The 25,239-nt window shown below is 68.7% G+C and carries 25 protein-coding genes; 10 read left to right on the plus strand and 15 right to left on the minus strand.

Annotated features, from left to right (window positions below):
• Positions 1-51: 51 nt before the first annotated feature.
• The 4 genes from LYSCAS_RS14930 to speC all read right to left on the minus strand — a co-directional run bounded on the left by LYSCAS_RS14930 (position 52) and on the right by speC (position 5,393).
• On the minus strand, positions 52-966 hold the full coding sequence (locus tag LYSCAS_RS14930) for an amino acid ABC transporter substrate-binding protein (RefSeq protein WP_213434836.1): 915 nt from the start codon (positions 964-966) through the stop codon (positions 52-54).
• A 35-nt stretch (positions 967-1,001) separates the two neighbouring features.
• Positions 1,002-2,375: a putrescine-ornithine antiporter gene (potE, locus tag LYSCAS_RS14935; protein ID WP_213434837.1), complete on the minus strand. Its 1,374-nt coding sequence runs from the start codon at positions 2,373-2,375 to the stop codon at positions 1,002-1,004.
• A gap of 86 nt (positions 2,376-2,461) precedes the next feature.
• Positions 2,462-3,124: a VIT1/CCC1 transporter family protein gene (locus LYSCAS_RS14940; protein WP_213434838.1), complete on the minus strand. Its 663-nt coding sequence runs from the start codon at positions 3,122-3,124 to the stop codon at positions 2,462-2,464.
• Positions 3,125-3,128: 4 nt separating this feature from the next.
• Entirely contained in the window at positions 3,129-5,393 is a 2,265-nt protein-coding gene (gene speC, locus LYSCAS_RS14945; RefSeq protein ID WP_213434839.1) for an ornithine decarboxylase, read from the minus strand.
• Between the two features lie 96 nt (positions 5,394-5,489).
• On the opposite strand from speC, the gene LYSCAS_RS14950 reads away from it, so the two are divergent.
• The 4 genes from LYSCAS_RS14950 to LYSCAS_RS14965 all read left to right on the plus strand — a co-directional run bounded on the left by LYSCAS_RS14950 (position 5,490) and on the right by LYSCAS_RS14965 (position 8,265).
• Complete coding sequence (locus LYSCAS_RS14950) at positions 5,490-6,827, plus strand: OprD family outer membrane porin (RefSeq protein WP_213434840.1); 1,338 nt, start codon at positions 5,490-5,492, stop codon at positions 6,825-6,827.
• Positions 6,828-6,994: 167 nt separating this feature from the next.
• On the plus strand, positions 6,995-7,531 hold the full coding sequence (locus LYSCAS_RS14955; protein ID WP_213434841.1) for a DUF4136 domain-containing protein: 537 nt from the start codon (positions 6,995-6,997) through the stop codon (positions 7,529-7,531).
• A 10-nt stretch (positions 7,532-7,541) separates the two neighbouring features.
• Positions 7,542-7,808 carry a hypothetical protein gene (locus LYSCAS_RS14960; RefSeq protein ID WP_213434842.1) on the plus strand — a complete coding sequence of 89 codons (267 nt, stop codon included), beginning with the start codon at positions 7,542-7,544 and terminating at the stop codon, positions 7,806-7,808.
• A gap of 19 nt (positions 7,809-7,827) precedes the next feature.
• Positions 7,828-8,265 (plus strand): hypothetical protein, encoded by a 438-nt coding sequence (locus LYSCAS_RS14965; RefSeq protein WP_213434843.1) that lies wholly within the window; start codon positions 7,828-7,830, stop codon positions 8,263-8,265.
• Between the two features lie 10 nt (positions 8,266-8,275).
• Here the strand turns inward: LYSCAS_RS14965 and LYSCAS_RS14970 are convergent, their stop codons facing one another.
• From LYSCAS_RS14970 to LYSCAS_RS14985, 4 genes are all read right to left on the minus strand, one after another.
• A complete protein-coding gene (locus LYSCAS_RS14970; RefSeq protein ID WP_213434844.1) occupies positions 8,276-8,674 on the minus strand; it encodes a hypothetical protein in 399 nt (132 codons plus the stop codon).
• The gene (locus LYSCAS_RS14975; protein ID WP_213434845.1) at positions 8,661-9,614 is read right to left on the minus strand and encodes a hypothetical protein; all 954 of its coding nucleotides are present in this window, start codon (positions 9,612-9,614) and stop codon (positions 8,661-8,663) included. The genes LYSCAS_RS14970 and LYSCAS_RS14975 overlap by 14 nt, the downstream gene beginning before the upstream one ends.
• A 3-nt stretch (positions 9,615-9,617) precedes the next feature.
• Entirely contained in the window at positions 9,618-9,953 is a 336-nt protein-coding gene (locus LYSCAS_RS14980) for a PadR family transcriptional regulator (RefSeq protein WP_213434846.1), read from the minus strand.
• A 76-nt stretch (positions 9,954-10,029) separates the two neighbouring features.
• Entirely contained in the window at positions 10,030-10,527 is a 498-nt protein-coding gene (locus tag LYSCAS_RS14985; protein ID WP_213434847.1) for a hypothetical protein, read from the minus strand.
• Positions 10,528-10,619: 92 nt separating this feature from the next.
• Here LYSCAS_RS14985 and LYSCAS_RS14990 point away from each other — a divergent pair, with 92 nt between their 5' ends.
• Positions 10,620-11,072, plus strand: coding sequence for a PaaI family thioesterase (locus LYSCAS_RS14990; protein WP_213434848.1), 453 nt, complete (start codon positions 10,620-10,622; stop codon positions 11,070-11,072).
• A 21-nt stretch (positions 11,073-11,093) separates the two neighbouring features.
• On the opposite strand, the gene LYSCAS_RS14995 is transcribed toward LYSCAS_RS14990, so the two are convergent.
• The gene (locus tag LYSCAS_RS14995) at positions 11,094-11,669 is read right to left on the minus strand and encodes a hypothetical protein (RefSeq protein ID WP_213434849.1); all 576 of its coding nucleotides are present in this window, start codon (positions 11,667-11,669) and stop codon (positions 11,094-11,096) included.
• A 165-nt stretch (positions 11,670-11,834) separates the two neighbouring features.
• Here LYSCAS_RS14995 and LYSCAS_RS15000 point away from each other — a divergent pair, with 165 nt between their 5' ends.
• On the plus strand, positions 11,835-12,371 hold the full coding sequence (locus tag LYSCAS_RS15000) for a hypothetical protein (RefSeq protein WP_213434850.1): 537 nt from the start codon (positions 11,835-11,837) through the stop codon (positions 12,369-12,371).
• On the opposite strand, the gene LYSCAS_RS15005 is transcribed toward LYSCAS_RS15000, so the two are convergent.
• From LYSCAS_RS15005 to LYSCAS_RS15025, 5 genes are all read right to left on the minus strand, one after another.
• Positions 12,328-12,756, minus strand: a complete 429-nt coding sequence (locus LYSCAS_RS15005) for a hypothetical protein (protein WP_213434851.1) — start codon at positions 12,754-12,756, stop codon at positions 12,328-12,330. The two genes, LYSCAS_RS15000 and LYSCAS_RS15005, sit on opposite strands and share 44 nt — an antisense overlap.
• A gap of 92 nt (positions 12,757-12,848) precedes the next feature.
• Positions 12,849-13,319 carry a 2,4'-dihydroxyacetophenone dioxygenase family protein gene (locus LYSCAS_RS15010; protein WP_213434852.1) on the minus strand — a complete coding sequence of 157 codons (471 nt, stop codon included), beginning with the start codon at positions 13,317-13,319 and terminating at the stop codon, positions 12,849-12,851.
• Positions 13,320-13,403: 84 nt separating this feature from the next.
• Complete coding sequence (locus LYSCAS_RS15015; RefSeq protein WP_213434853.1) at positions 13,404-15,515, minus strand: TonB-dependent receptor family protein; 2,112 nt, start codon at positions 15,513-15,515, stop codon at positions 13,404-13,406.
• A gap of 68 nt (positions 15,516-15,583) precedes the next feature.
• A complete protein-coding gene (locus LYSCAS_RS15020) occupies positions 15,584-15,982 on the minus strand; it encodes a DUF2946 family protein (RefSeq protein WP_213434854.1) in 399 nt (132 codons plus the stop codon).
• Positions 15,983-16,023: 41 nt separating this feature from the next.
• The gene (locus LYSCAS_RS15025) at positions 16,024-17,067 is read right to left on the minus strand and encodes a diguanylate cyclase domain-containing protein (RefSeq protein WP_213434855.1); all 1,044 of its coding nucleotides are present in this window, start codon (positions 17,065-17,067) and stop codon (positions 16,024-16,026) included.
• Between the two features lie 189 nt (positions 17,068-17,256).
• Here LYSCAS_RS15025 and LYSCAS_RS15030 point away from each other — a divergent pair, with 189 nt between their 5' ends.
• The 4 genes from LYSCAS_RS15030 (at position 17,257) to LYSCAS_RS15045 (ending at position 24,399) form a co-directional block, all read left to right on the plus strand.
• Positions 17,257-19,368, plus strand: coding sequence for a M13 family metallopeptidase (locus tag LYSCAS_RS15030; protein WP_213434856.1), 2,112 nt, complete (start codon positions 17,257-17,259; stop codon positions 19,366-19,368).
• A 167-nt stretch (positions 19,369-19,535) separates the two neighbouring features.
• Positions 19,536-21,368: a sensor histidine kinase gene (locus tag LYSCAS_RS15035; protein ID WP_213434857.1), complete on the plus strand. Its 1,833-nt coding sequence runs from the start codon at positions 19,536-19,538 to the stop codon at positions 21,366-21,368.
• Entirely contained in the window at positions 21,365-21,802 is a 438-nt protein-coding gene (locus LYSCAS_RS15040) for a response regulator (RefSeq protein ID WP_213434858.1), read from the plus strand. The genes LYSCAS_RS15035 and LYSCAS_RS15040 overlap by 4 nt, the downstream gene beginning before the upstream one ends.
• Entirely contained in the window at positions 21,802-24,399 is a 2,598-nt protein-coding gene (locus tag LYSCAS_RS15045) for an EAL domain-containing protein (protein ID WP_213434859.1), read from the plus strand. The genes LYSCAS_RS15040 and LYSCAS_RS15045 overlap by 1 nt, the downstream gene beginning before the upstream one ends.
• Before the next feature lie 63 nt (positions 24,400-24,462).
• On the opposite strand, the gene LYSCAS_RS15050 is transcribed toward LYSCAS_RS15045, so the two are convergent.
• On the minus strand, positions 24,463-25,155 hold the full coding sequence (locus LYSCAS_RS15050; protein ID WP_213434860.1) for an OmpA family protein: 693 nt from the start codon (positions 25,153-25,155) through the stop codon (positions 24,463-24,465).
• Between the last annotated feature and the right edge of the window lie 84 nt (positions 25,156-25,239).

Below are 25,239 nucleotides of genomic sequence, written 5' to 3' on the forward strand. Positions count from 1 at the left end.
CGCAAACGGCGCCGCAAGCGGCGCCGCTGTCGGTGGTTGCAACGGATCGGCTCAGTCGGGTTCGGCGAGGCGGCGGAAGAACATCCGCGTGGATTCGCCGGCGGGGCCGAAGTGCGTCGCGTACAGCTGCTCGAACTTGCCCGTGCGATACGTGCGGCTCAGCACGCGGTCGACCAGCAACCGGAAGTCCTCGTCGCCGCGCCGCAGCGCGAACGCGTAGGACGTCGGGTCGAACTCGCGATCGATGACCATCACGTCGCCCGCGCCCTGCCCGTTGCGCGCCAGGTCCATCAGCACGTTGCGGTCCGACACCAGCGCATCGGACTTGCCGGACACCACGCGCGCCAGGCCTTCGGCCATGCTGGTCACGGGCGTGATCTTGAAGTTGACACCGATCTCCTGCCGGCGCGCCTCCAGCAACTTCGCCGACGCCGTGCCCGGCACCACCGCGAAGTCCCGCTGCTGCAGCGCCGCCAGTTGCGGCGAGCCGCGCCAGATCGGTTGCGCGCCCGGCTTGCGGCCTTCCAGCAGGTTGCGCAGCGCGGGCGAGACGTTCTTGCGCACCAGGATGCCGGTGCCGCCCGGCATGACCGGGATGGAGAAGTCCACCGACGCGCGGCGCGTCAGCGTCGCCTGCATCGGCGTGCACGACATGTCGATGCGGCCCGCGGCGAGCGCCGCCGCCGGATCTTCGTCAAGCGGCACGAACTCCACTTTCAGGCCGGGCTGCTTGAGCTGCAGGCGCACCGCTTCGGCGACGAGGCGGCACAGCGAGATGGCATAGCCTTCCGCGGCACCCGAGTCGTTGCGCCACGTCAGCGGGCGTGCGCCCGGCAGGTAACCGAACGACAGCGTGCCGGCGTCCCGCGCATGCGCGAAGGTGGCCTGGGCCTGCGCCGGCATGGGGGCGAGCATCGCGAGCGCCAGGGCCGTGGATGCGAACGCGAGAGTGCGGGCGGTGTGCATGGAATACCTCCAGATCGCGGGCGCTTGCGCCTTGGTCATGCCGTGCGCGCGGGGCCGGTGCTCGCCGGCGGCGGGGACTTGGTTGCCATGAAGCCGTAGATGATGAAGGTCAGCGCCATCACGATGGTGCCGCCCATCACGGCGTCTCCGCCCGACGCGTAGATCGCGTACGTGCTGTACAGCATGCCCACGACGGCGACGAACATGTTCTTGCGGTACGTGCCCTGCGGGACGCCGCCGGCCTTGCGCATGATCACCCCGAGGGCCGACAGCGCGATGATGTAGGGAATGACGTTGGTGACCACGGCCAGGCCCACCAGCGCGGAGAACTGCTCGCTCAGCGACGGCGAAATGGTCGACAGCGCGAGGATGGTCTGCACCACGCCCATCACGATCATGCCGGTGACCGGCGCGAGCATGCGGTTGGTCTTGGCGAAGAACGCAGGGAACAGGCCTTCGCCCGCCGCCGTCTTGGCGGTCTGCGCGATCGTGAACTGCCAGCCCAGCAGCGAGCCCAGGCACGCGAGGATCGCCAGCGCGCGGATGATGGTGCCCACGGTGCCGCCGAACATCTGCGCATACGCGTCGGCGAACGGACCCGTCGAGGCGGCGAGAAGCTTGTTGGGCACGATGCCCTGGATGACGGTGGTCGACAGGATGTAGACGACCGCCGCGCCGAGCGTGCCGAACATGCACGCCAGCGGCACGTTGCGCTTCGGGTTCTCCACCGCATCGGAGTTCTGCGCCGCCGACTCCATGCCCAGGAACGCCCACAGCGTCAGCGCGATGCTCGATCCCATGCCGGCGCCGAGGCTCAGGCCCTGCGGATTCCACGCTTGCTTGAACGTCGTGCCGCTGAAGAAGAACCAGCCGATCACGCAGATGCCCGCCACCGGGATGATGACGCCCCACACCGTGATGCTGCCGATCTTGCCGGTGATGTTCGGGCCGCCGAAATTGGCGACGGTGGTGAGCCACACCAGCACGATCACGCCGATGCACGTGGCGATCGGGGCCGAGGACAGCCACGGGATGAAGGCCGCCAGGTACCCCACGGCGGAGATCGCGATGGCGACGTTGCCGATCGCCAGCGACAGGAAGTACAGGAAGAACGTCAGGAAGTAGCCATCGCGTCCGTACGCGTCCTCCGCGTACGCCGCCATGCCGCCGGCCTTGGAATTGAAGACGCCCGCCTGCGCGAACCCGTAGGCGATCGCCATCGAGCCCAGCGCGGTCACGCCCCACGACAGCAGCGAGATCGCGCCCACCTGCGCCATGTTCGCGGGGAGCATGATGATGCCCGAGCCCATCATGTTGACGGCCACCAGCAGCGTGAGCTGCACGAGGCTCATCTTCTTGGTGGCGGGCGTGGAAGTGGCGGAGCTCGTTGCGGTGGCCGTCGTGTTCATGTCGCTTCCCGGACGCGTCCAGACTCGGACGGACCCTAGACCTGCCGCATGGCCCCAGCAATTGGCCGTTTGCCCAATGCGGCGGCTCAGCCGCCGAGCGCGATCGTCATGGCCACGAGCACGCAGCCCAGCACCACCATGATCGATCCGATGAGCCACCCCCGGCCGCCCACGGCGCGCGCGTACAGGGCGCCGGCGACGAACAGCATCGCGATCGCGATGCCGTTGGACACGCGCATGGCCAGCGGCACCTCGTGGAACACCAGGAACGGCAGCGCGATCGGCAGCGTGCTGCCGAACACCAGGCACGCCACGCCGAGCCCCGCCAGCAGGTCGCGCACGCCCATGCGAGGCGGCGGCATGGCGGCAGCGGGCACGTCCGACAGGCGGACGCGCACGCGTTCGAGTTGCTCGTCGGTCAACACCGCGACGACTTCGTCGGGCAGCGCCTTCGACAGCAGCTGCCGGGCCTGCGCCGGATCGGTGGCCTCGCGCACCGCCTGCACCGCCAGCGAATCGCCGCGGCGATCGGCGAACCCGATCATCACGTAGAAGATCCCGTCGATCAGGCCCCACGCGATGTTGCAGCCCAGCGCGCCGATCAGCATCGCGCGCACATCGTTGCGGCCCGCGTCCGAAATGCTGAGCGAGCCGGTGAACGTGAGCGCCATGATCAGCCCGAACATCACCTCGGCGATCCGGTCGGCCGGCTCGAGGATCTGCTGGAACCTGCGCGTGCGCCAGGCCATCGCCTCAGCCACCGTCGAGCTTGCGCGAGACCACGTACGTGTGGAACCGCACGCGCCCGCCGTCTTCGATCGCGTACACACCCTGCACTTCGTTGGCGAAGCCCGGGAAGCGGTTGGCGCTTTCCTCGAAGGCGAGGAAGTAATCGACCATCGGTTTCGCGCGTTCGTCCCAGCGCTCGCCCGGCACGATGATGCCGATGCCCGGCGGATAGATCAGCGCCAGCGTGGCGGCGACGCGGCCGGACACCTCCGCGATGGGCACCATGTCGACGTCGCCGCCGACCAGCGCCGCGTTCGCCGCGCGCGCGGACATCGCCTGCTCGGGGAAGGATTCGTAGCGGAAGCTTTCGCGCTGCAGGTCCTTGATCCCGCGCGAGACGTAGAACTCGTGCATCTCCTGCGCGAGCCGGCCGATCGTGTAGCCCGCATAGCGTTGCGGGAAGCGCCGGCACAGCATCGGCAGCACCGCCTGCAGCGGGCTGTCGAGCGCCACGTGTTCGCGGAAGTTCTCCAGCGCGGCGAGCAACATCGCCATCTTCCCCTCGCCCACCGCGGGCGTGAGCAGGAACAGGATGCTGTTGAGGTCGTTCTTCTCCGGGATGACCTGGTTCTCGCGCAGGTAGTTGGCCAGGATCGTGGCGGGGATGCCGGTGCCGGCGTAGTCGCCCGTGCGCACGTCGATGCCCGGCGTGGTCAGCAGCAGCTTCGTCGGGTCCTGCATCGCGGCGTCCTGGCCGAGATGCCGATAGCCATGCCAGGTCTGCCCCGGTTCCAGTTGCCAGTAGCGCTGTTCCCGGGCCAACACGTCGGTGGGCACGTCTTCCCACGGCACGCGCGCGCCCTGGTAGTCGACCACGTCGGGCACGAACGCGTCGACGAATCCGCTGAAGCGCCGGCGCACGGCTTTGCGCGCTTCGATGCCGAGGCGCACCGCGTCGTCCCACAACACGCGGCCGGCCTTGTCGCCGTGCATCTGCGCGTTGATGTCGAGGCTGGAGAAGAGCGGATAGAACGGCGACGTGGACGCATGCATCAGGAACGCTTCGTTGAAGCGCCGATGCCCGACGCGGAACGGTTCGTCGGCGATGTGCGCATCGCGCACGTGGATCTGCGAAGCCTGCGAGAACCCCGCCAGTTGCTTGTGCGTGGACTGGGTCGCGATCACGCCGGGATCGCCGGGCTTGAGCGCCAGCCCCATCGCGAAGTGATCCTCCATCAACGGATGGAACGCGCCGAACCCCGCCCACGCTTCGTCGAAGTGGATGTATTCGCACAGGTGGCCGATCTTCTCGAGCACCTTGCGCGCGTTGTACACGGTGCCGTCGTAGGTGCACTGCTCGATGATCGCCACGCGGATCGGGCGCGGCTGCTTCCAGCGGTCGGTGTCGCGCAGCCGGGGATGGGCGCGGATGCGCGCGCGGATGGTGTCTTCGTCCAGTGCGCTCCAGTCGACGGGCCCCACCAGGCCGAAGCCGTTGCGGTCCGCTTCCAGGAACACGGGGATCGCCTCGGCCATCACCAGCGCGCCGTGGTGGTTGGACTTGTGGTTGTTGCGGTCGAACAACACGATGTCGCCTGCGCGCAGCAGCGCGGTGTTGACCACCTTGTTCGACGTGGACGTGCCGTTGAGCACGAAGTACGTGCGCTCGGCGCCGAAGACGCGTGCGGCGGCGCGTTGGGCCTCGAGGGCCGGCCCCTCGTGGATCAGCAGGTCGCCGAGCGACACCATCGCGTTGCAGATGTCGTCGCGGAACACGTTCTCGCCCATGTGCTGGTAGAACAGGCGCCCCGCCGGGTGGTGGCGGAACATCTGGCCGCCCTGGTGGCCGGGGCACGCCCAGGTGCGGTTGGCGTCGTAGTCGTACTGCATCAGCGCGCCGAAGAACGGCGTCATCAGCGACTGCGCGTAGCGTTCGACTTCCGAGACGAGGCGCTTCTCGTAGAAGTTCCGGCTTTCCAGGCCTTCCACCAGGATGCCGTCGAGCGCGCCGAGGTACGGCGCCGACAACGTGCCCGCATCGCGCGCGCCGAGCAGGAAGATCGGCATGCGCATGCCGCGGTCGTTGCGCGCGGCCACCACGTCGCCGGCGTCGCCTTCCGACACGACGATCGCCCCGAGGTCCGCGCCGCCGCGGATGGCTTCCGCGGCGCGGGCCGCGGGCACCAGCGTGACGGTGAAACGCAGTTCGTCTTCGATGATCTCCTTGACGGGCGCGTTCTGTTCGCCGACAACGAGGATCCTGAAAAGCTCAGCTACGGGAATGGACATGGCAATGCTCCGCCGCCGCGGTCCGCACGAGCCTCCCGCAGGGGCAGGCGGCGGGCAATTGCCCGTTCGGGACACGAGCGGGCGTTGCGGAACGCGATGAACCCCGGCCGTCGATGGCGCGTCGTCCTCGCGGCGGCCGCCGGCCTGTGCACGGCGACGTGCGCGTTCGCGCAACAGGCCACGCCGCCCGGCGACATCGACCAGCCGCAGGACTCCACCGAACAGGGCCAGACGCACCTGGACCAGAGCTTCGGCCCGAAGTCGCACGACGACTGGGTGCGCGACACGCGCCGCAAGGCGTGGGAAGACACCGACTGGACCGTCCAGCTCCGCAGTTACTACCTCGACCGCGACAAGTACGACGACAGCGAAAGCGAAGCGTGGGCGCTCGGCGGTTCGGCGGGATTGAAGACGGGGTATTTCCGGGATCGCGTCGCCTTCGGCGCGACCGTGTACGGCTCCGCGCCGCTGTACGCGCCGGACGACAAGGACGGCACCACGTTGCTCAAGCCCGGCCAGCAGGGCTTCGCCGTGCTCGGCGAGGCCTATGCCGAAGTGCTGCTGGCCGACGACGTGCAGATGACGGTCGGCGCGCGCGGCTTCGACACGCCCTACCTCAACAGGAACGACTCGCGCATGGCGCCCAACACGTTCCTGGCCGCCGTGGTGCAGGGCCTGCACGGCGATGGCGAACGGACCGCGCAATGGCGCTGGGGCGCGGGCTACTTCGACAAGATCAAGGAACGCAACAGCGACGAATTCGTGTCGATGTCCACCGACGCAGGCGCCGACATCAAGCGCGGCGTGTACGCGGCCGGCCTCAACTACAGCCTCGGGGACGTGTCGCTGGGCGCGGTGGATTACTGGAGCAGCAATGTCATCAATATCTTCTACACCGAAGCCAAGTACGGGTTTCCGCTGGGCGAACACGCCACGCTGGAGGTGGCCGCGCAGTATTCCGACCAGCGCAGCGTCGGCAACCACCGTCTCACCGGCAGCGCGTTCGATGCGCACCAGTGGGGGCTGAAGGCGGACCTCGCGGTCGCCGGCGCCTTGCTCACGGCCGGCTACACCGATGCGCGCGGCGACCACGACATGACGGCGCCGTGGAGCGGCTATCCCGGCTACACGAGCGTGCAGGTCGAGGATTTCAACCGCGCCGGCGAAGACGCCTGGCTGCTGCGCGCGCAATACACCTTCCCCGGGCACACCGGCTTCAGCGCGTACGCGTTGCACGTCGCCGGCTCCGATCCGGATGCGCCGTCGGCCCATGCGCAGGGCGAGACGGACTTCAACGTGCAGTGGTCGCCGCCGGACGGCCCGCTGCAGGGCTTGCTCGTCCGGCTGCGCTACGCGCGCGTGGCGCGCGACGACCGGGGCGACACGGACCTGCAGGACCTGCGCGTGATGGTCTTCTACGACCTGCCGTTGTGAACGTTCACGGGCGTTCCCGGCGGCGTTAGCCCAAGAGCCAATGGAAAGGCCTCGGGCCTGGGTGGTGTCATACGCTGCCCCGGCCCGCGGCATCGTCGCATCGGGTTTCCCCGACCTGGCGCACGATCGGTCGCACAGCGGGAGACCCATCCCGGGAGGGACGCACCATGAAACGCATTCCGAACACGTTGGCGATCGTGCTGGTGGCGATGCTCGCGGCCTGCGCGAGCGGCAAGCCGGTCGTGCAGACCGACCAGGCCGCCGGCGTCGACCTCACGCACTACCGCACCTACACCTGGGTCGAAGAACCGCAGACGCAGTCGCCGATCGTGCGCGACAAGCTCGTGCGCGCCATCGACGCGCAACTGGCCGCCAAGGGCATGCAGCGCGTCGCCGATGGCGAGATCGCGCTCGTCGGCCACCTCGAAACGCGCGAGGACGTCAGCTACAACCACTTCTCGCTGGGCTTCGGCCTCGGCGGCTGGGGCAACAACGGCGGCGCGGGCGTCGGCACCAGCACCGGCACCTCGGTACCGAAGACCAACCTCGTCGGCACGCTGGTCCTGGACATGTACGACGCGAAGACCAAGCGGGCGCTCTGGCGCGCCACCGCCAACGGCGACGTGCCGCAGACCCCGGAAGCGATGGACGCGGCGATCGGCCAGTACGTGCCGAAGATGTTCGAGAAGTTTCCGTCGCGGTGATCGCAACGCCATGACCCCGGAACAGTTCGAACACCTCAACGCGATCCTGCGCGACCAGAACGTCGGGCTGGACGTCACGACCGTGGCGCTGATTGCGCTGTTCGCCACGCACCCGGACAAGGCGCGGCTCGGCGAGGTGTTCCATCACTGGCTGGCGCTGCACGCCAACGATGCGACCGATCTTGCGAAGCAAGGCACGGTGCCGCGCACCGGCAAGCTGCTCAATGCGCTGGAGATTGCGTTGCAGGGCGGATTCCAGCCGCCGCGCAATGGGTGAGGTGTCGCCGCGGAGGTGCATGTCGGTTCGGCGCATCGCGTGCTGCGTCGCCGCGTTGCTGGCGCTGCAGGGCTGCGCGAAACCGATGCCGGACGCGAAGTACCTGACGCGCGTGGAGGTCTACTTCCGCGACTTCGACGCGCCGAGCCAGGAAACGCACACGGCCGACTCCCTGCCGCGCGCCGCGACGACCAAGGCCGACCTCACCGATGCACCGAGCATCGCGCGCGTGATGGCGGCGGTGACACTGCAATGCGCGGCGGGCGCCAGCAAGGGCGACGACCCGATGGACCTGTACCTGCTGGTGCGCGCGTACGAAGGCAAGCGCATGGTCGGCGTGCGGCGCGCCTCGCGGAACAACATCGACCAGGTGCCGGAAGGCCGGCGGTGCCCGCTGACCGATGCGGACCGCGCGCGGATCACGCAGGTGATGGCGTCGTTGCCGCCGCCGCGCTAGCGCCGGCGATTCAACAGGTCCAGTAGATCCGCTTCGCCAGGTCGATCACTTCGGGCCCGCCCGAACAGCCGCCGACTTCGGGGGCCTTCGCGTCGGCCGGCGTGTCGCCGATGATCCATTGCTGCGTTGCCGGATGCCACAGCAGCAGGCCTTCGTCGACGACGCCTTTTTCGAAGGCGCTCGACACCGATTCGTTGGTCACCACGATGTGGCCCTTGCGGATGCGCACGTGCATCGAAACGCTCGGCATGCTGGGCTGCTCGGCGAACCGGTGCGCGAACGTGTAATCACCATCCGCCAAGGGCTTCGGCGCCACCGGCTTCGCCGCGATCGCCACCGTGCAACACACTGACAGCGCGACGGGCAGCAGCCGTCGCGCCATCGAGGCCATGCGCTCAACGTCCCGCATGGACCTCGCCCTTCGGATTCGGGCGCACCGCGCGGTATTCGCGGATCGCCACGGTCGCCAGCGATACGCCCGTGATGAGCACGAGGAAGAACTTCGTCATCTCGTCGCTCGGCTTCGTCATGAAGATCGGGCCATCCAGCACCGCCCACGTCATCACCGCGCAGAGCAGCAACGTGCCGACGGTTTCGATGCGGCGCATGCGCGGCGTCCAGCGGCCCTGCACGATCACCACCAGGAACATCGGCACGTTGAGCAGCAGCAACAGCAGCAGCCACGGCGCCTGGCGATGGAGGAAGGTGTCGGTGTACGTCAGCGCCTGGTACGCCACCGGCGCGGCGTGGCCCCGCCAGACCACGTCGAGCAACCACGTCGGCTGCACCAGGATGTACAGGCCGCACAGGATGCCGACGATCGCGAGCACCAGCGAGGCGCGGCTGCCGGCGATGCGATCGCCCGCGCGCGGTTTCCACTCGCCCGTCTGCGGCCAGCGGCGACGCAGCCACGCCGACGACGCGAAGCCCAGCAGCAACATGCCCGGCCACCACAGCGAGAACACGACGGTCGCGCCCCACCACTGGCCGAGTGCGGTCCAGAATTCGCCGGCGGTGCCGATCGGCTGCTGCAGGCGCAGGAACAGGCCCACGCCCCAGATCACCGCCAGGCCGAGGAGCGTGGCGCGCGCGAACGCGTGCCCGTCGGCCGGATCGATGATCGTCAGCGTGGGCTGGTAACGCGCGGCGACATCCGCGGGGCGGCCATGTTCGCGCAGCATGCGGATCGCCATCTCGGCATCCGGCTCGCGCCCGGCATCGCCTGCGCGTTCCTGCAGTTCCTCGTTGAGCAGCGCGCGCAATTCGAACGCCACATCGTTGCGCTGCTTGCGCGGCAACTGCACGGCTACGTCGGTGACGTAGGACTCGATCACGTCGTTCGCATTCATCGATCAGCCCTCTTCCAGGAGTCGGTCCATGGCGGAGTTCATGCCCTGCCAGGATTCGGTGAGCTTCTTCAGCAACTTGCGGCCGTCGGCATTGAGCGCGTAGTAGCGCCGCGGCGGTCCGTCCTCGATCTTCCATTCGCTCTTCAGCAGGCCCTGCGTCTCGAGGCGGCGCAACAGCGGATACAGCGTGCCCTCCTCGATCGGCATGCCGCTTTCCGAGAGCGCCTGGCGCAGCTCGTAGCCATAGCGCGGGGCCCGCAGCTGCGAGAGCGTGGCAAGCACCACCACGCCGCGCCGCAGCTCGAGTTCCAGTTTTCCGAAGGTGTCGGGGGTGCCCATGGCGCGGCACAGTACTGTACGTCGCACAGTACGTCAACGGATTCGGCATCCCCCGGTCGGGGGAGCCGACGAGTGGCTATGGCCGCTGGGGCGAGCGCTCCACGCGGATACGCGTGAAATACTCGCGCGTGTGCAGGTCGGGCGTCTCCGATCCGGCTGGCCCGCCCGTGTAGATCCAGAACGTGTTTGCGTCGATGAAATTGAACGTCGTGACCTGCGTGCCGATGAACCGCGACTCGCTTCGCACGACCACCACGTGCGCGCCTGCGTGCAGCACCTCGTAGGGCTGCGGCTCGTCCATGGCGGCCATGGCGTACTGCTTGCCTTTCACCGACACCTGGAACGCGGGCATCACGGCGCGCATCGTGCGGTCGTCGAAGGCAAGGGTTTGGCGCCCGAGCAACTGGTCCAGGAATTCGATCGTCTCGGGCTTGAGCTTCGCGTTCGCGCGATTGAAGTCCATCGAACGCTGCCGGTCCGACACCCAGGTGCCACGGAGGCTGGCGACGTCCCCGGAGGCCGGTGCGCTCTGCGGGGCGCGCTCGCACCCCGACGTGGCAACGAACACCAGCATGGCAAGCCACGCCGTCCGGAAGGCTTGTGCAAAATCCCGCATCCCCGGTCACCCCTGTCCGCGCACCCCTGCGCGCCACGTACTCTAAGCCCATGACCCCCAATCCCGCCTACGTCGCCGCCATCCAGGCCAGCGTGCATGCCGCGCCCTATCCGGAATTGATCGGCTTGCAGATCGCCGAGCTCGAACTCGATCGCTGCCGCATCGACCTCGAACTCGCGCTGCGCCACATGCAACCGTTCGGCATCGTGCATGGCGGCGTGCTCGCGACGCTGATCGACACCGCGACGTTCTGGGCGGCCTTCATGCGCCTGCCCGAAGACGCGGGCCTGGTGAACGTGGACCTCAAGCTCAATTACCTGAAAGCGGTGACGCGCGGACACTTGCGCGCGGAAGGCCGCTGCCTGCGCGCGGGACGGCAGATCAGTTACACGGAAGCCGCCGTGTACGACGAAGCCAACGAACTCGTCGCGCACGGCACGTCGACGCTGATGGCGCTGCCGGGCAAGGGGCTGCAGGTCGGCGTGCCGAAGTTCCTGGACTGAACCGCGCGGCGGCTGCCAGGGTTATTTCACCGGCACCATCAGGTGCTGGTACGGCGTGCCGGCCCACATGACGTACGGCATCGCGGTGTCGGGCGACGCCTCGTGCGGATACATCGCATAGAACGACTGGTCGGCGCCGACGATCATCACGTGCGGTCCCGTTTCGACCCAGTGGTTCGCCTGCGTGGGCGCGGTCGCGTACGGATCGGTGTTGCTGGCGTCGGTCCCGCCCGAGAGCATGTACATCAAGCCGATCTTGCCCGTCGGCGGCGCCTGCTTGCCCATCCAGGCTTTCGCCCAGTCCATCGCGGCGCTGTCCAGGCACATCGGATCGGGGCCGGGCGTGGTCGGGTTGTCGGGCATGCACGTGAATCCGTTGTGGCCTTCGCGCAACGTGCGCATGGCGCCCTTGTCGTCGATCGCGACGATCGTCGCGTCGTGGGCGACCTTCGCGGGCGCGGCGGTCATGGCGCTTTCGATGCGCTTGGCATCGGACGCCGGCGCCGCGGCGGGTTTCATCTTTTCGGCGGCGGGCGCCTGCAGCACGAACAAGGCGAGCGCCGCGGCGAGCGGCGCGAAGCGGGACTGGCGGGTCATGGCGCACCTCGGCGTGTCGGGGGAACGCGCGGGCATGCAGCCCGGGCGATGCATCGAACGTCCGCGGGCGCGTCCGCCGGCCGCAACGTGCGCACCGACGATGGGTTAACCCGCGCGCGTGGCCGGGAGTACAGTGCGGCCACGCATTCCGGGGAGGGAATCGCCATGCAGCAGGCCGTCGTCCGTTCGCAGTTCGTCACCGCGGTGGCGTGGGTGTTCATCGTGCTGTCGGGCTTCGGCACGCTCATCGCGATCGGGCAGAACGTGATGATGCAGGTGATGTTCGCCACGCCGGAGATCCAGGGCGCGATGTCGCAGGCGGATACCGCGCCGGGTGCACCGCCATACGCGGGACTCCTGCTAGGCGGGACGCGCTACATCTTCCTGTTCGTGCTGCTGATGGCGGTGGGCACGCTGGCGGCGTCGATCGGACTGCTGCGCCGGAACAACATCGCGCGCGTGGCCTTCATCGTCTTCCTCGCGCTGGGCATCGCCTGGCAGGTGCTGGGGCTGGGCCTGCAGGTGCTGATGTATTCGCACATGCCCTTCCAGGACATGTCGGCGGAAGGCGGGCCCGACATGCGGTCGATGTTCCGGGTGATCTCTGCCTTCACCGCCGTGCTGGCGCTGGCGGTCGCCGTCGTGTTCGGCTGGCTCATCAAGCGGTTGCGTTCGCCGGCGGTCCGGGCGGAGTTCCACTGAACCCCGCGTCGCCCTCGCCTTCCCCCAGCACGAAATCCGCGGCGCGCTCCAGCGTCTCCAGCAGGCGCCATCGGTGCTGGCCGTACACGCCGAAGAAGATGGCGCGCGCGGCCACGTCGCCATGCACTTCACGCAAGGGCAGCAATCCCTGCGTGGCCGCATGGGCCTCCACCTGCATGCAGCCCAGCGCGATGCGATACGACAGGCGGCGCACTTCGCCCCAGTGGCCGTGCGCCGCGGCGTGTTCCATCGCCACCAGGTCCGTCATCGTGCTGCGGTAGAACGCGGCGATGACGCGCCGCAGGCTTTCGCGATGGTGCCCCAGGGCACGCGCGAGTTCGGCGAACTCGCGCGGCACGTCGCTGCAATGTTCCTCGGATGACACGTGGCTGGATGACTCCTCCGCGGGCTGCGCACGTTAGGCGCAGGCCCGCGTCGCGCGCGACTGTTCCTGCGGGCAGCCTGCCCGCGCGTGCATCAGTGGAAGGCGGTGAGGTCGCGCGGCACGATGCCGTGCTGCGTGCAGTACGCGGTGTAACGCTCCAGCGCGGTCTTCCAGTTCTCGATCGCGACCACGTTGTCCTGCTCGTCCAGGTACACCAGGTCGCCGGACACGATGTTGAGCGCGATCACTTCGCCCGCGGCATCGGACGCCTGCGGCGTGTGCGAGGAGGCTGCGGTTTCGTACACGATGCTGCCGGGCGTGGCGGTCCAGTCGTGTTCCTGGTACTTCCACTCGCCGGCGATGGTGTACACGATGACGGTGCCGGAGTGGTAATGGCGCGGCATCACGGTGCTGGCCGGCGCCTTGAGCATGGCGATGACTTCACCGCGGACCGGGTCGAGCTTGAAGTACTTGACCATCACCGTATCGCTGTAGGGCGCGAACGGGATCCACGGAAGCGAGGCGTCGTCGATGACCGCGGTTTCGATGCGGGCTGGAAGCATGGGGGTTTCCTCGATGGCGGAAGGGAAGCGCGGCCACTCTAGGCACCGCGCCCCTACGCCAACATGCGAAAACGCCCGATCCCGTCAGCGCCGCATCTCGAATCCCGCGTACACACCGCGGCCATCGCCGGGCAACACGTGGCGCCCGTCGACGCCGAACGCATTGGCGACCACGTTGGTGCCCGCCACCCAGCGCCGGTCGAAGACGTTGCGCACTTCGGCGAACCAGTGCCAGCGCGCGCCCGCTTCGCCACCGACGCGCAGGCCCCACACCGCCGCGCCCGGCGCCTGCAGCGTGTTGGCGTGGTCGATCCAGGTGCGATCGAACGCATCCACGTTCGCGGCCACGTAGAACGTCGCGACCGGCGAGAAGCGCACTTCCGAGCGCACCTGCTGGCGCGGCACGCCCGCGAGCGCGTTGTCGCCGAACACCGGGTCGCCGTCGAAACGGAAATCGTTGAACAGGTAATTCACGCTCAGGCGCCAGTGATCGGACCAGTCGCGCGACCCGCCCAGTTCGACGCCCTGGTGCACCGTGCGGTCGGCGTTGACGGTGCCGCGCGGATTGCCCAGCGCATCGTTGAGCGCGAGCAGTTCGCCGTCCAGGCGCGCGCGGTACACGGCCGCATCCAGCCACCACGTCGCGCGCTGCACGCGCGTGCCGAGTTCGGCGGTGACGCCGCGTTGCTTGTCCACCTGGGTCACGCCCGGCCCGCCGGTGAGTTCGCCGAAGCTCGGCGGCTCCAGGCTGCGGCTGATGTTGGCGAACACCTGCGCGCCGTCGTCGATGCGATAGCGCAGGCCAACCTTCGGGCTCACGCCCGAATACGTCACGTCGAAACTCTCGTCGCGCCCGCCGGTGATGAACAGGTCCCGCGAACGCCGCACCGAATGCAGCCCCTGCGCGCCCAGCGCGAGCGTCCAGCGCGCATCGAACGCGAACTGGTCCTCGATGTACGCCACGCTGTCGCGCGCATGCTGGTCGAACGTGTTGGTGCGCGCGCCATGCTGGCCGCCGACGTTGACGAAGCGATCGTCGTGCAGCGTGCCGTTGGCGACGCGCAGGCCCGCGACCAGCACGTTCGCGTGGCCGTTCCAGGTCGATTCGCCGCGCCAGCGCAGGTCGGCGCCGACGTCGCGCGAGTCCTGTTCCAGCACCTGGAAGATCGGATGGTGCAGGTCTTTGTCGGACACGAACACCGACAACACGAGCTGCCGGTGCGCATCCGGCGTCCACGCGAGCTTGCCCGCGAAGCGTTGGAGGACGAAGTCGCGACGCTGGTCCATCGCGACGTTGGCGGGTGCGGCCTGCGTCGGATCGTTGCGCCATTCGGCGAACGTGAGATTGCCCGGCAATTGCGATCGCGAGTCCACCTTCGTCGCATACAGGCGCCCGTCGAGCGTGTCGCTGAAGCGCAGGCCGGCGTTGCCGAAGAAGCGATAGGTCTCCTGCACCGCGTGTTCGCGGAACCCTTCCTGCGACATGCCGGTGAGGCTGGCGTAGCCATCGGCGCGATCGTGCGTGCCGGCGACCGCGACCTGCCCGCGCCGGTAATCGAACGCACCGGCTTCGCCACGCAGCGTCAGCGCGGGCGCATCGAAGCCGGTCGGCGACACGAAGTCCACCGCGCCGCCCAGCGTCGCCGCGCCGTATTCGAGCGCGTTCGCCCCGCGATGGATGCTGATGTAACGCGCGGACAACGGTTCGATCGCCTGGAAATCCACCGCGCCATCGGCGAGGTTGAGCGGCGTGCCGTCCTGCAGCAGCACCAGGCCGCGTCCGTGGAAGGTGCGCTGCAGCCCCGAGCCGCGGATCGAGATGCGCGCTTCCTCCGCGCCGAAGCGCGATTGCACGAACACGCCGGGCGCATAGCCCAGCGCGTCGGACAAGGTGCTGGCGCGACGATCGCGGTAACTCTCGCCATCGACGAGCGCCGTGCCGCCGGCCTTCTCGTCGAGGCGCTTGCGCGCGGTCTCGATGTCTTCGGTGGTGTTGACGGGGCGCACGCCCTCGACGCGGACCGGATCCAGGTCGACGGGCTGGCGGTGTTGCGGGCCGTCGTCCGCGACGGGCGCGGGCGTGACGGCATAGGCGCGCGGCATCAGCAGCGCGTGGAGGATGAGCAGGGACAGCGGCGCGAGCGACACGGCGCGCGAACGCGACGCGCCGCGGGGCGCGGCAACAGCGGATGGCATGGATTGGCTCCCGAACGCGAAAAACCATCGCACCCTGAATGCGGGGCGCGTGTGAAGGGCGTTGCGACTCAGGAGAGAACGGGCGGACCGCGGGAACCGAGGCCAGCCGGATGGCGGAACGGGAGCGCGACGGACCGGGATTGGACCGGCGGACCGACGGGCCCGAGCGAGGCCGGCACCACGGCGAGCACGGCCTGCGGCACCTGCAGCGATTGCAGCAGCGGGCAGTACGCGCAATCGCCCTGCCCCGCGTGGTCGGCCGGATGTCCCGGATGGCGTGCGGGATCGTGGGCCGGGTCGACGGCGACCTGCACCAGCCCCGCCACCGTGCACATCGCGGTCCAGGCCTGCGACGGCGTGGCCTCGGTGGCCTGCGCGATGCGCCCCAGCGTCGGCACCAGCGCAAGCGCCAGCGTCGCCGTCAGCGACAGCCGCAGGAACCAGCGTTGGAGGGCAGCGGTGCGCATTAAGCCGCGCATTCTAATGGAGTGCTTGCAGGCGCGACACGTCAGGGACGCGCGGGCGAACCGCCGGGCCGGCGCAAGCGCGACCGGTTGCTGCGCAGCGCCTTCACCGACTTCGGCACGTCGCCGCTGCGGTCGCGTTCGCGCGAGAACGCCACCACGCGATCGCGCCCGCGCGACTTGGCGAGGTAGCACATCTCGTCCGCGCGATAGAGCAACTCGTACGCCGTGAGCTTGCCGTCCGCGAATTCGAGCTGTCCGATGCTGGCGCCGATGCGGAAGATGTCGCCCTGCCAGTCGAACTGGTAGGCCGCGATCGCGCGACGCACCTTCTCCGCCACGAACGTCGCCTGCTCCGCCGTCACGTCTTCCAGCAGCACCGCGAACTCGTCGCCGCCCAGGCGTGCCAGCGCATCGCCTTCGCGCAACTGCGTGCGCAGCAGCTTCGCCAGCTGCCGCAGCAGTTCATCGCCCGCGGCGTGGCCGGCCGTGTCGTTCACCGGCTTGAAGTTGTCGAGGTCGAAGTACAGCAACGCGTGGCGCGACTGGAGTTCCTTCGCCGTCTGCACCGCGCGGCGCAGGCGCGATTCGAACGCGCGCCGGTTCGGCAGGCCCGTCAGCGGATCGTGGTGCGCCTGGTGCTTCAGCTCGTCGGTGAGGCGCTTGGCCGCGGTGACGTTGCGGAAGGTGATCACCGAACCGAGCGAATGACGCATGTCGTCGACGATGCTCGCCACCGTGCCGTCCACCAGCACCACGTGGCCATCGCGGCGACGCAGCGACGTGAAATGCCAGGTCGAATCCGGCGACAGCGGATCGATGCCGTTGCCCGCTTCATCGACGAAGCGCACCACGTCGCCGAGCGGCCGGCCGATCGATTCCTGTTCGGTCCATCCGGTGAGGTGCGCGGCGACGGGATTGAGCAGCGACACCTGCCCCTCCAGGTCCACGATCACCACCGCGTCCGAAATCGCGCGCAGTGCCGCGTCGCCGAACCGGCTCTGCTGCCGACATGCGTTCAGTTCGCGCCGGGCCTGTGCCAGCGCCTCGTCCGCCGCGGGGGGCGGTGTCTCCTGCTGCTCGTCCACGGATCTCGGGGGAAAGAACCTTACGGGTTGCACAGCCTAAATTTGGCTTTGCATACAGGGGGTGACGTTCCCCCGGGCCGGGCGGCGATCGCGTTGGCTGAATGGCGCGGCATGACGATTGGTCCATGCGTTCCCCCGCGGCCCGCGGGGTATGGTGGCGCTCCTTCCGACCCGGACGAGTCCCGACCCATGCAGCAACGCACTGGCTGGATCCTCACCACCGCGCTGGTTTCGGCGTGCACCCTTGCGGCCTGCAAGCCGCAGCCCGCCGCCACCACCACGCCCGAAGCGAAGACGCCCCCGGCGACCGCGTCCACCGCCGCGCCCACCATCGGCATCGACCTGGCCGGCATCGACAAGGGCGTCAAGCCCGGCGACGACTTCGACGAATACGCCAACGGCGCATGGCGCAAGACCGCCGAGATCCCGGCCGATCGCGCGAGCACCGGCACGTTCCTCGTCGTGTTCGAGAAGGCCGAAAAGCGTAACGCCGAAATCATCCAGAACGCCGGCAAGGACAATCCCGCCGCCGGCACGCCGGCGCGCAAGATCGCCGACTACTACGCCGCCTACATGGACGAAGGCGCCATCGAGAAGCGCGGCCTCGCCGCCATCGATGCGGACCTGAAGGCCATCGACGCCATCGCCGACAAGACGGCGCTGTCGAAGGCGCTCGGCGAACAGGTGCGCGCGGACGTCGATCCGCTCAACTCCACCAACTTCGACACCGAACACCTGTTCGGCGTGTTCGTCTCGCAAGGCCTGAAGGATCCCGCGCACAACGTCGCCACCCTGCTGCAGGGCGGCCTGGGCATGCCGAACCGCGACTATTACATCGGCGCCGGCAAGGAAATGGCCGATGCGCGCACCAAGTACCAGGCCTACGTGACCAAGCTGCTCGAACTCTCGGGCACGCCGGACGCCGCCGCCAAGGCGAAGGCCGTGTACGACCTGGAGATGAAGATCGCCAAGGCGCACGCCAGCGTGATCGAAAGCAACGACATCCACGCCATCCCCGATGCGTGGCCGGTGGCCGACTGGACCAAGCAGGCCCCGGGCATCGACTGGCCGGCGTTCTTCGAAGGCGCGAGCCTCTCCGGCCAGTCCTCGGCCGTGGCGTGGCAGGCGGCGGCGATCAAGAAGCTGTCCGCGCTCGTCGCGTCCGAACCGCTCGACACATGGAAGGCGTGGCTGCGCTTCCATGAGATCAACCACGGCGCCGGCCTGTTGCCGAAGGCCTACGCCGATGCGGCGTTCGACTTCTACGGCACCACGCTCAGCGGCACGCCGAAGCAGCAGGACCGCTGGAAGCGCGCGATCGGCGCGACCAACAACGACCTCGGCGACGCGGTGGGCAAGCTGTACGTCGATCGCTTCTTCCCGGCCTCGTCGAAGGCGAAGGTCGAGGAAATGGTGTCGAACATCGTGGCCTCGTTCGACGAACGCCTCGCGAAGCTCGACTGGATGACGCCGGCGACGAAGGACAAGGCGCGCGCGAAGGTGAAGGCCATGCGCGTGTCGGTGGGCTATCCGGACACGTGGCGCGATTACGGTTCGCTGGAGATCCGCCCCGACGACGCGCTGGGCAACCGCATGCGCGCCGAGAAGTTCGAATACCAGCACCAGCTCGCCAAGCTCGGCGCACCGATCGACCGCGGCGAGTGGTGGATGACGCCGCAGACGGTCAACGCGGTGAACCTGCCGCTGCAGAACGCGCTGAACTTCCCCGCCGCGATCCTCGAAGCGCCGTTCTTCGATCCCAACGCCGACGCCGCCGCCAACTACGGCTCGATCGGTGCGGTGATCGGCCACGAAATCAGCCACAGCTTCGACAACACCGGCGCCGAGTTCGACGCCGACGGTGCGTTGCGCAACTGGTGGACGAAGGAAGACATGGCGCACTTCAAGGCCGCCGCCGATCGCCTCGTGAAGCAGTACGACGCGTACGAACCGCTGCCGGGCCTGCACCTGAAGGGCGCGCAGGTGCTGGGCGAGAACATCGCGGACGTGGCCGGCCTCAACGCGGCGCACATGGCGTACGTGAAGTCGCTCGGTGGCAAGCCGGCGCCGGTGATCGATGGCCTCACGGGCGACCAGCGCTTCTTCCTGGCGTTCGCGCAGGCATGGCGCGGCAAGACGCGCGATGCGGCGCTGCGTGCGCAGATCATCGGCGACGGCCATGCGCCGGGCCGCTATCGCGCGCAGACGGTGCGCAACATCGATGCGTGGTACGACGCGTTCGGTGCGAAGGCCGGCGAAGCGCTGTACCTCAAGCCCGAGGATCGCGTGCAGGTCTACTGAGTACTGCGCAAGCGTGACAAGCGACGGGCCGCGCAAGCGGCCCGTTTCCTTTGTGTTGAATGTTGGTCGCTGGTGAGCGTCGTTCTCCCTGACATGCCGCGTTGACTCGGCAACAACATCCCGTGGCGTACAGGTGGGATGCGCTGAACAGGGGTATCAGGGGGCTCATGGATCGACAGGTCGCGCAGAACGCGAAAGACCGACAACGCCAGCGCGGCGTGCTGCTCGCGGGCCTCGTGCTCGGGGTCGCGCTGGTCGCGGGCCTCGCGCTCCTGGCCTGGCAACAGAACCTGCGCGCGCAAGGCACGCAAGCCTTCGCCGATCGCACCGCGACGCTCCTGCAGGGCGCGCTCTCGCTCGAAGCCGCCAGCGGCGCGATGGAAGCGCACCACCGCGGCTATCTCATCACCGGACAGCAACGCTTCGTCGACCGCCGCGAGCGCGCCTTCGCCGATGGCATGCACGTGGCCGCCACGCTGCTGCGCGCCGTGGAAGGCGATCCGGTCCAGCATCGCCGCGCACGCGACGCGCGGCTGGCCCTGATGCAACGCCACGCCTTCATGCTGCAGGCGGCCGCGCACGTCGAGAACGAAGGGCTCGCCGCGGCGCGGGCGCGTTTCAGCGGGCTCGGTGTCGGGTCGTACGACTGGATGCTCGGCGAACTCGGCGCGCTGCGCGCGGATGCCGAAACCCGGCTGCTCGAACGCACGCGGCACGCCGCGACCAGCGCGCGCCGCTTCGAACGCACGCTCCTGCTCGGCACGCTGGCCGCGCTCTCGCTGCTGGTCATCACCTCATGGCTGCTGTGGCGGCAGTTGCAACGCAACATGCGCATCCGCGCGCAGCACGAACGCGCCCTCGTGCTGCAGAACGCGATCCTCGACGTCGCGGGCTACATGATCATCGCCGCCGACGAAACCGGCCGCACGCTGTTGTTCAACCGCGCGGCGGCCGATGCGCTGGGCTACGCGCCCGACGCCGTCATCGGCCAGCCGGTGCCGGCGATCCACGATCCGGACGAACTGCGCGTACGCGCGGGCGCCCTCGGGATGGACGTGCCCGCGGACGGCCCGCTCTCGTTCGACACCACCGTCGCCCTGGTGCACAACCACGGCGAGGAAGCCGCGTGGACCTACATCGCGCGCGACGGCCAGCGCTTCCCGGTGCTGCTCACCGTCAACGAACTGCGCGATGCCGACGGCACGCGGGTCGGCTTCGTCGGCATGGCCCGCGACATCACGCAACGCCGCGCGGCGGAACAGGCCATCCTCGAACTCAACCAGCAGCTCACGCAGAACGCCGACACGCTGGCGCGCACAAACCGCGAACTGGAAGCCTTCAGCTACACGGTCTCGCACGACCTGCGCGCCCCGCTCCGCCACATCGATGGCTACGCGCGGATGCTGCGCGAGGATGCCGAGGCAGTGCTGGATCCGGAAATGCGGCGCTACCTCGATGCGATCAGCGACGGCGCACGCCACATGGGCTCGCTGATCGACGACCTGCTCGCGTTCTCGCGCCTGGGCCGCAAGCCGCTGGAATGCACGCACGTCGACATGCGCGACCTCGCGCGCCATGCGCTCGTCGAAGCCGGCGGCCTGCATTCGCCGGCCGAGGTCGACATCGGCCCCCTGCCCGACGCCTACGCCGATCCGGTGCTGCTGCGCCAGGTGTGGGTGAACCTGCTGTCGAACGCGCTGAAGTACAGCGGCCCGCGCGGCCATGATGCGCGCGTGGCCGTGGCCGGCGAACGCATCGGCGACCGCGTGCGCTACACCGTGCGCGACAACGGCGTGGGCTTCGACATGCGCTATGCCGACAAGTTGTTCGGCGTGTTCCAGCGCCTGCATCCGCAGGACGAATTCGAAGGCACCGGCGTGGGCCTGGCGATCGTGGAGCGCATCCTCGCGCGCCACGGCGGCCACGTCTCCGCCGACGCGAGCCCGGGCCACGGCGCGGCATTCACCATCGAACTGCCCGCCGAAGAGGAACCCGCATGACCCTGCGCCAGGTCGAGATCCTGCTGGTCGAAGACTCCACCGCCGATGCGGAGATGACGATGCGCACGCTCAAGCGGCGCGGCATCGCCAACCACGTGGTGTGGGTGCGCGACGGCGTGGAAGCGCTGGAGTACCTGTTCCGCGAAGGCGAGCACGCCGGCCGCGACACCGGCGATCCGAAGCTGGTGCTGCTGGACATCAAGATGCCGCGCATGGACGGCCTGCAGGTGCTGGAGAAACTCAAGAAGGACACGCGCACGCAGCGCATCCCGGTGGTGATGATGACGTCCTCGCGCGAGGAGTTCGACCTGCTGGCCAGCTACACGCTCGGCGTGAACAGCTACGTGGTCAAGCCGGTGGACTTCGATGCGTTCGCCACGGTCGTGGCGCAGGTGGGCATGTACTGGATGCTCGCCAACGAGGTGCCGGACTGATGGATTACCGGACCACGCCCCTGTACGTGCTGATGGTGGAGGACTCGCCGGCCGACGCCGAGCTGATCCTGCGCGCCATGCGCGAGCTGGGCGCGCCGGTCGAACACCAGCGCGTGAGCAGCGAAGCGTCGTTGCGCGCGGCGCTGCACGCGCGCCTGCCGGACATCATCCTCAGCGACTTCGCGATGCCCGGCTTCGGCGGCCAGGACGCGTTGCGCATCGCGCAGGAACTGGCGCCCGACATCCCGTTCCTGTTCGTGTCCGGCACCATCGGCGAAGAACTGGCGATCGAAGCGCTGCAACGCGGCGCCGACGACTACGTACTGAAGGACAACCTGCGCCGCCTGCCCTCGGCGATGGAACGCGCCCTGCGCGCCGCGCGGCAACGCAGCGACCGCGAAGGCATGGCGGTCGCGTTGCAGGAAAGCGAAGAGCGCTTCCGCAGCATCGTGGAATCGAGCCTCGACTGGATCTGGGAGATCGACGCCAACGGGCGCATCGTCTACACCAACGACGCCGTGCGCGACATGCTCGGCTACGCGCCGCAGGACCTCATCGGACGCAGCATGCTGGACCTGCTGGCCCGCGACACCCGCGCCGCGGTGGAAGCCCTGATCCCGCATTACCGTACCGGCGCCAATCGCTGGCGCCGTCGCACGCTGAAGTTCTGCCACAAGGACGGCGGCGTGCGCACGATCATCAGCAACGCGCGTTCCATCCACGATGCACAGGGCCACGTCACCGGTTTCCGCGGCGCGCACCACGACGACACCGAGCGCCGCGCGCAGGACGCCCGGATCCGCCAGCTCGTGCGCATCCATACCGTGCTCAGCGCATTCGGCACGCAGGTGCTGCGCGCGTCGCACCGGCAGGAAGTGCTCGACTGCGCGTGCGCGATCACCGTCGGCCAGGGCGGGTTCCAGGCCGCGGTGGTCGGCAAGCTGGTGGCGAAGGACGTGGTGTCCTTCGTCGCCAAGTGCGGCGACCCGGCGGTACTCGCGCCGATCGTGCGCGGGGATCTCGTCGCGATCGATGCCAGCAGCCGTTACCACGCCTTCCCGGGGGCCGTTGCGATGCGCGAGCGCCGCATGGTGGTGGTGCCCGATTTCCAGGCGGACGAGGTGAACCCCGCACTGCGCGCGATGATGGGGCCGACCGGTGCGCGCTCGGAGATCGCCTTGCCGCTCGGCACGGACCCGTGGGGCTTCCTGGTGCTGATCTCCGAGACCGTGCATCGCAATGACGCGGAAGAAATCGAATTGCTGCAACGCCTGGCCGGCGACATCGCGCATGCCTGCGATTTCCTCGAGCAGAGCGAGCGCCTGGAATTCCTCGCCTACCACAACCCCGTCACCGGCCTGCCGAATCGCGCCGAGTTCCGCGCGCGCCTGCTGCCCGCGATGCTGCGCGCGCACGCCCACGTGGCGGTCGCGGTGCTCGACGTCGAAGGCTTCGGCCGCGTCAACGATTCGCGCGGGCGCCAGTACGGCGATCAATTGCTGCGACAGGTGGGCGAAGCGCTGGCGGGCGTGGCGCCGAACGCGGTTGTCGCGCACCCGGAGTCGGATGATTTCGTCGTGGCCTGGCCCGTGGACACGCAGGATCCGGATGTCGTGGCCGCGCAGCTCGACCTGTTCCTGCAAGCGTTCGGGCAGCAACCGTTCGTGGTCGACGATGAAACCGTGTTCGTCGGCCTGTGGTCGGGCCTGGCGCTCGCGCCAGCGCATGGCGACGACGGCGAACACCTCGAACGCAACGCCCTCGCCGCGCTGGCCGACGGCAAGAAGCGGCGCCAGCGCGTGCTCGCCTTCACCGATGCGATGCGCGGGCGCGCGACGCGGCGCCTCACGCTGGAACGCGACCTGCGCCACGCGATCGAAGCCGGCGAGTTCGTCCTGCATTACCAGCCGAAATTCCACGCCGGCACGCAACGCCTGCTCGGCGCCGAAGCGTTGCTGCGCTGGCAGCACGGCGACACGCTCGTGCCGCCGTCGGAGTTCATCCCCGTGCTGGAGGAAACCGGCCTCATCGTGCCGGTCGGCCGCTGGGTGGCGCACCACGCGCTGGAAACCGCGCTGCGCTGGCGCGCGCTCCACCATCCGAGCATCCGCATCGCGGTGAATCTGTCCGCACGCGAGTTGCGCAGCGCGGATTTCGTCGAGGCCTATACCGCGATCCTCGGCCCGCATGCCGGCGACCAACCGATCGACATCGAGGTGACCGAGAGTTTGCTGATGGACGACGTCGACCACAGCACGCACCTGCTCGACAGCCTGCGCGAACTCGGCTGCCGCGTGGCCATCGACGACTTCGGCACCGGCTATTCCTCGCTCAACTACCTGGCGCGCCTGCCGGCCGACGAGATCAAGATCGACCAGTCCTTCATCGCGCTGCTCGCGCATTCGCCCGAGACGATGGGCCTGGTCACCAACATCATCACCCTCGCCCACTCGCTGTCGCTGCAGGTGGTCGCCGAAGGCGTGGAAGAGGAAGAACAGGCGAAGCTGCTGCGCCTGCTGCGCTGCGACGCGGTGCAGGGATTCCTGTTCGGGAAGCCGATGTCGGCCAAGGACTTCGGGGCGCGGTTCTTCAATTAGCGCGCCAAAAAAAACGGGGCCGCCGAAGCGACCCCGTTCGTGCTCGCGTTGGACTGCGATCGATCAGCCGCCCTGGACCTGCTGCGCTTCGACCGGGACCAGCGTGATTTCCACGCGGCGGTTCTGCGCACGGCCCGACTCGGTGTCGTTGCTGGCGATCGGACGCGACTCGCCGGCGCCGACGGTGATCATGCGCTGCTGCATCACGCCGTGGCCGCCCAGGTACGCGGCGACGGAATTGGCGCGACGCTGCGACAGGCCCTGGTTGTAGGCATCGGTGCCGACGCTGTCGGTGTGGCCGGCGATCTCCACGACGGTCTGGTTGTACTGCACCAGCGTCTGCGCGACGTTGTCGAGCACCGGCTGGAACTGCGGCTGCACGCTCGCGCTGTCGAAACCGAAGGTGATGCCGCTCGGCATGTTCAGCGTGATGTTGTCGCCCTGGCGCACGACTTCCACGCCCGTGCCCTGCATCTTGCGGCGCAGCTCGGCTTCCTGGCGATCCTGGTAGGCGCCGATCGAACCACCGGCGAGCGCACCGACGCCCACGCCCACGAGCGCGCGCTGGCGGCGTTCGACGGCGTCGCCGCCGCTGAGCAGGCCGGCCGCGGCGCCGATGGCGGCACCGATCAACGCGCCACGCTGGGTGCGGTTCGGGTCGTCGGGGGCGTTGGTCTGGCCGGTGTAGGTGGCGCAACCGGAGACGGTGAGCGCGAGGCCCGCTGCAACGACGCCGGCGATCATCGAATACTTCATGGATACAACTCCTTGTTGGGGGATCCGCAAGACACATCTGAATGCGGGGGCCAAGCTAAGCAGTTGTGTGTCGCCGTTGGGTGA

The organism is Noviluteimonas caseinilytica, assembly GCF_018406605.1.
Taxonomy (GTDB): domain Bacteria; phylum Pseudomonadota; class Gammaproteobacteria; order Xanthomonadales; family Xanthomonadaceae; genus Noviluteimonas; species Noviluteimonas caseinilytica.

Coding starts and splice junctions, on each gene's coding strand:
- potE (WP_213434837.1), bottom strand. CDS start 2,375: ATGAACACGACGGCCACCGCAACGAGCTCCGCCACTTCCACGCCCGCC.
- LYSCAS_RS14940 (WP_213434838.1), bottom strand. CDS start 3,124: ATGGCCTGGCGCACGCGCAGGTTCCAGCAGATCCTCGAGCCGGCCGAC.
- LYSCAS_RS14960 (WP_213434842.1), top strand. CDS start 7,542: ATGACCCCGGAACAGTTCGAACACCTCAACGCGATCCTGCGCGACCAG.
- LYSCAS_RS15010 (WP_213434852.1), bottom strand. CDS start 13,319: ATGCTTCCAGCCCGCATCGAAACCGCGGTCATCGACGACGCCTCGCTT.
- LYSCAS_RS14985 (WP_213434847.1), bottom strand. CDS start 10,527: ATGCTGGTGTTCGTTGCCACGTCGGGGTGCGAGCGCGCCCCGCAGAGC.
- LYSCAS_RS15050 (WP_213434860.1), bottom strand. CDS start 25,155: ATGAAGTATTCGATGATCGCCGGCGTCGTTGCAGCGGGCCTCGCGCTC.
- LYSCAS_RS15045 (WP_213434859.1), top strand. CDS start 21,802: ATGGATTACCGGACCACGCCCCTGTACGTGCTGATGGTGGAGGACTCG.
- LYSCAS_RS14930 (WP_213434836.1), bottom strand. CDS start 966: ATGCACACCGCCCGCACTCTCGCGTTCGCATCCACGGCCCTGGCGCTC.
- LYSCAS_RS14965 (WP_213434843.1), top strand. CDS start 7,828: ATGTCGGTTCGGCGCATCGCGTGCTGCGTCGCCGCGTTGCTGGCGCTG.
- LYSCAS_RS14950 (WP_213434840.1), top strand. CDS start 5,490: ATGAACCCCGGCCGTCGATGGCGCGTCGTCCTCGCGGCGGCCGCCGGC.
- LYSCAS_RS14995 (WP_213434849.1), bottom strand. CDS start 11,669: ATGACCCGCCAGTCCCGCTTCGCGCCGCTCGCCGCGGCGCTCGCCTTG.
- LYSCAS_RS15035 (WP_213434857.1), top strand. CDS start 19,536: ATGGATCGACAGGTCGCGCAGAACGCGAAAGACCGACAACGCCAGCGC.
- LYSCAS_RS15000 (WP_213434850.1), top strand. CDS start 11,835: ATGCAGCAGGCCGTCGTCCGTTCGCAGTTCGTCACCGCGGTGGCGTGG.
- LYSCAS_RS15030 (WP_213434856.1), top strand. CDS start 17,257: ATGCAGCAACGCACTGGCTGGATCCTCACCACCGCGCTGGTTTCGGCG.
- LYSCAS_RS14955 (WP_213434841.1), top strand. CDS start 6,995: ATGAAACGCATTCCGAACACGTTGGCGATCGTGCTGGTGGCGATGCTC.
- LYSCAS_RS14975 (WP_213434845.1), bottom strand. CDS start 9,614: ATGAATGCGAACGACGTGATCGAGTCCTACGTCACCGACGTAGCCGTG.
- LYSCAS_RS14970 (WP_213434844.1), bottom strand. CDS start 8,674: ATGCGGGACGTTGAGCGCATGGCCTCGATGGCGCGACGGCTGCTGCCC.
- LYSCAS_RS14990 (WP_213434848.1), top strand. CDS start 10,620: ATGACCCCCAATCCCGCCTACGTCGCCGCCATCCAGGCCAGCGTGCAT.
- speC (WP_213434839.1), bottom strand. CDS start 5,393: ATGTCCATTCCCGTAGCTGAGCTTTTCAGGATCCTCGTTGTCGGCGAA.
- LYSCAS_RS15015 (WP_213434853.1), bottom strand. CDS start 15,515: ATGCCATCCGCTGTTGCCGCGCCCCGCGGCGCGTCGCGTTCGCGCGCC.
- LYSCAS_RS15040 (WP_213434858.1), top strand. CDS start 21,365: ATGACCCTGCGCCAGGTCGAGATCCTGCTGGTCGAAGACTCCACCGCC.
- LYSCAS_RS15020 (WP_213434854.1), bottom strand. CDS start 15,982: ATGCGCACCGCTGCCCTCCAACGCTGGTTCCTGCGGCTGTCGCTGACG.
- LYSCAS_RS14980 (WP_213434846.1), bottom strand. CDS start 9,953: ATGGGCACCCCCGACACCTTCGGAAAACTGGAACTCGAGCTGCGGCGC.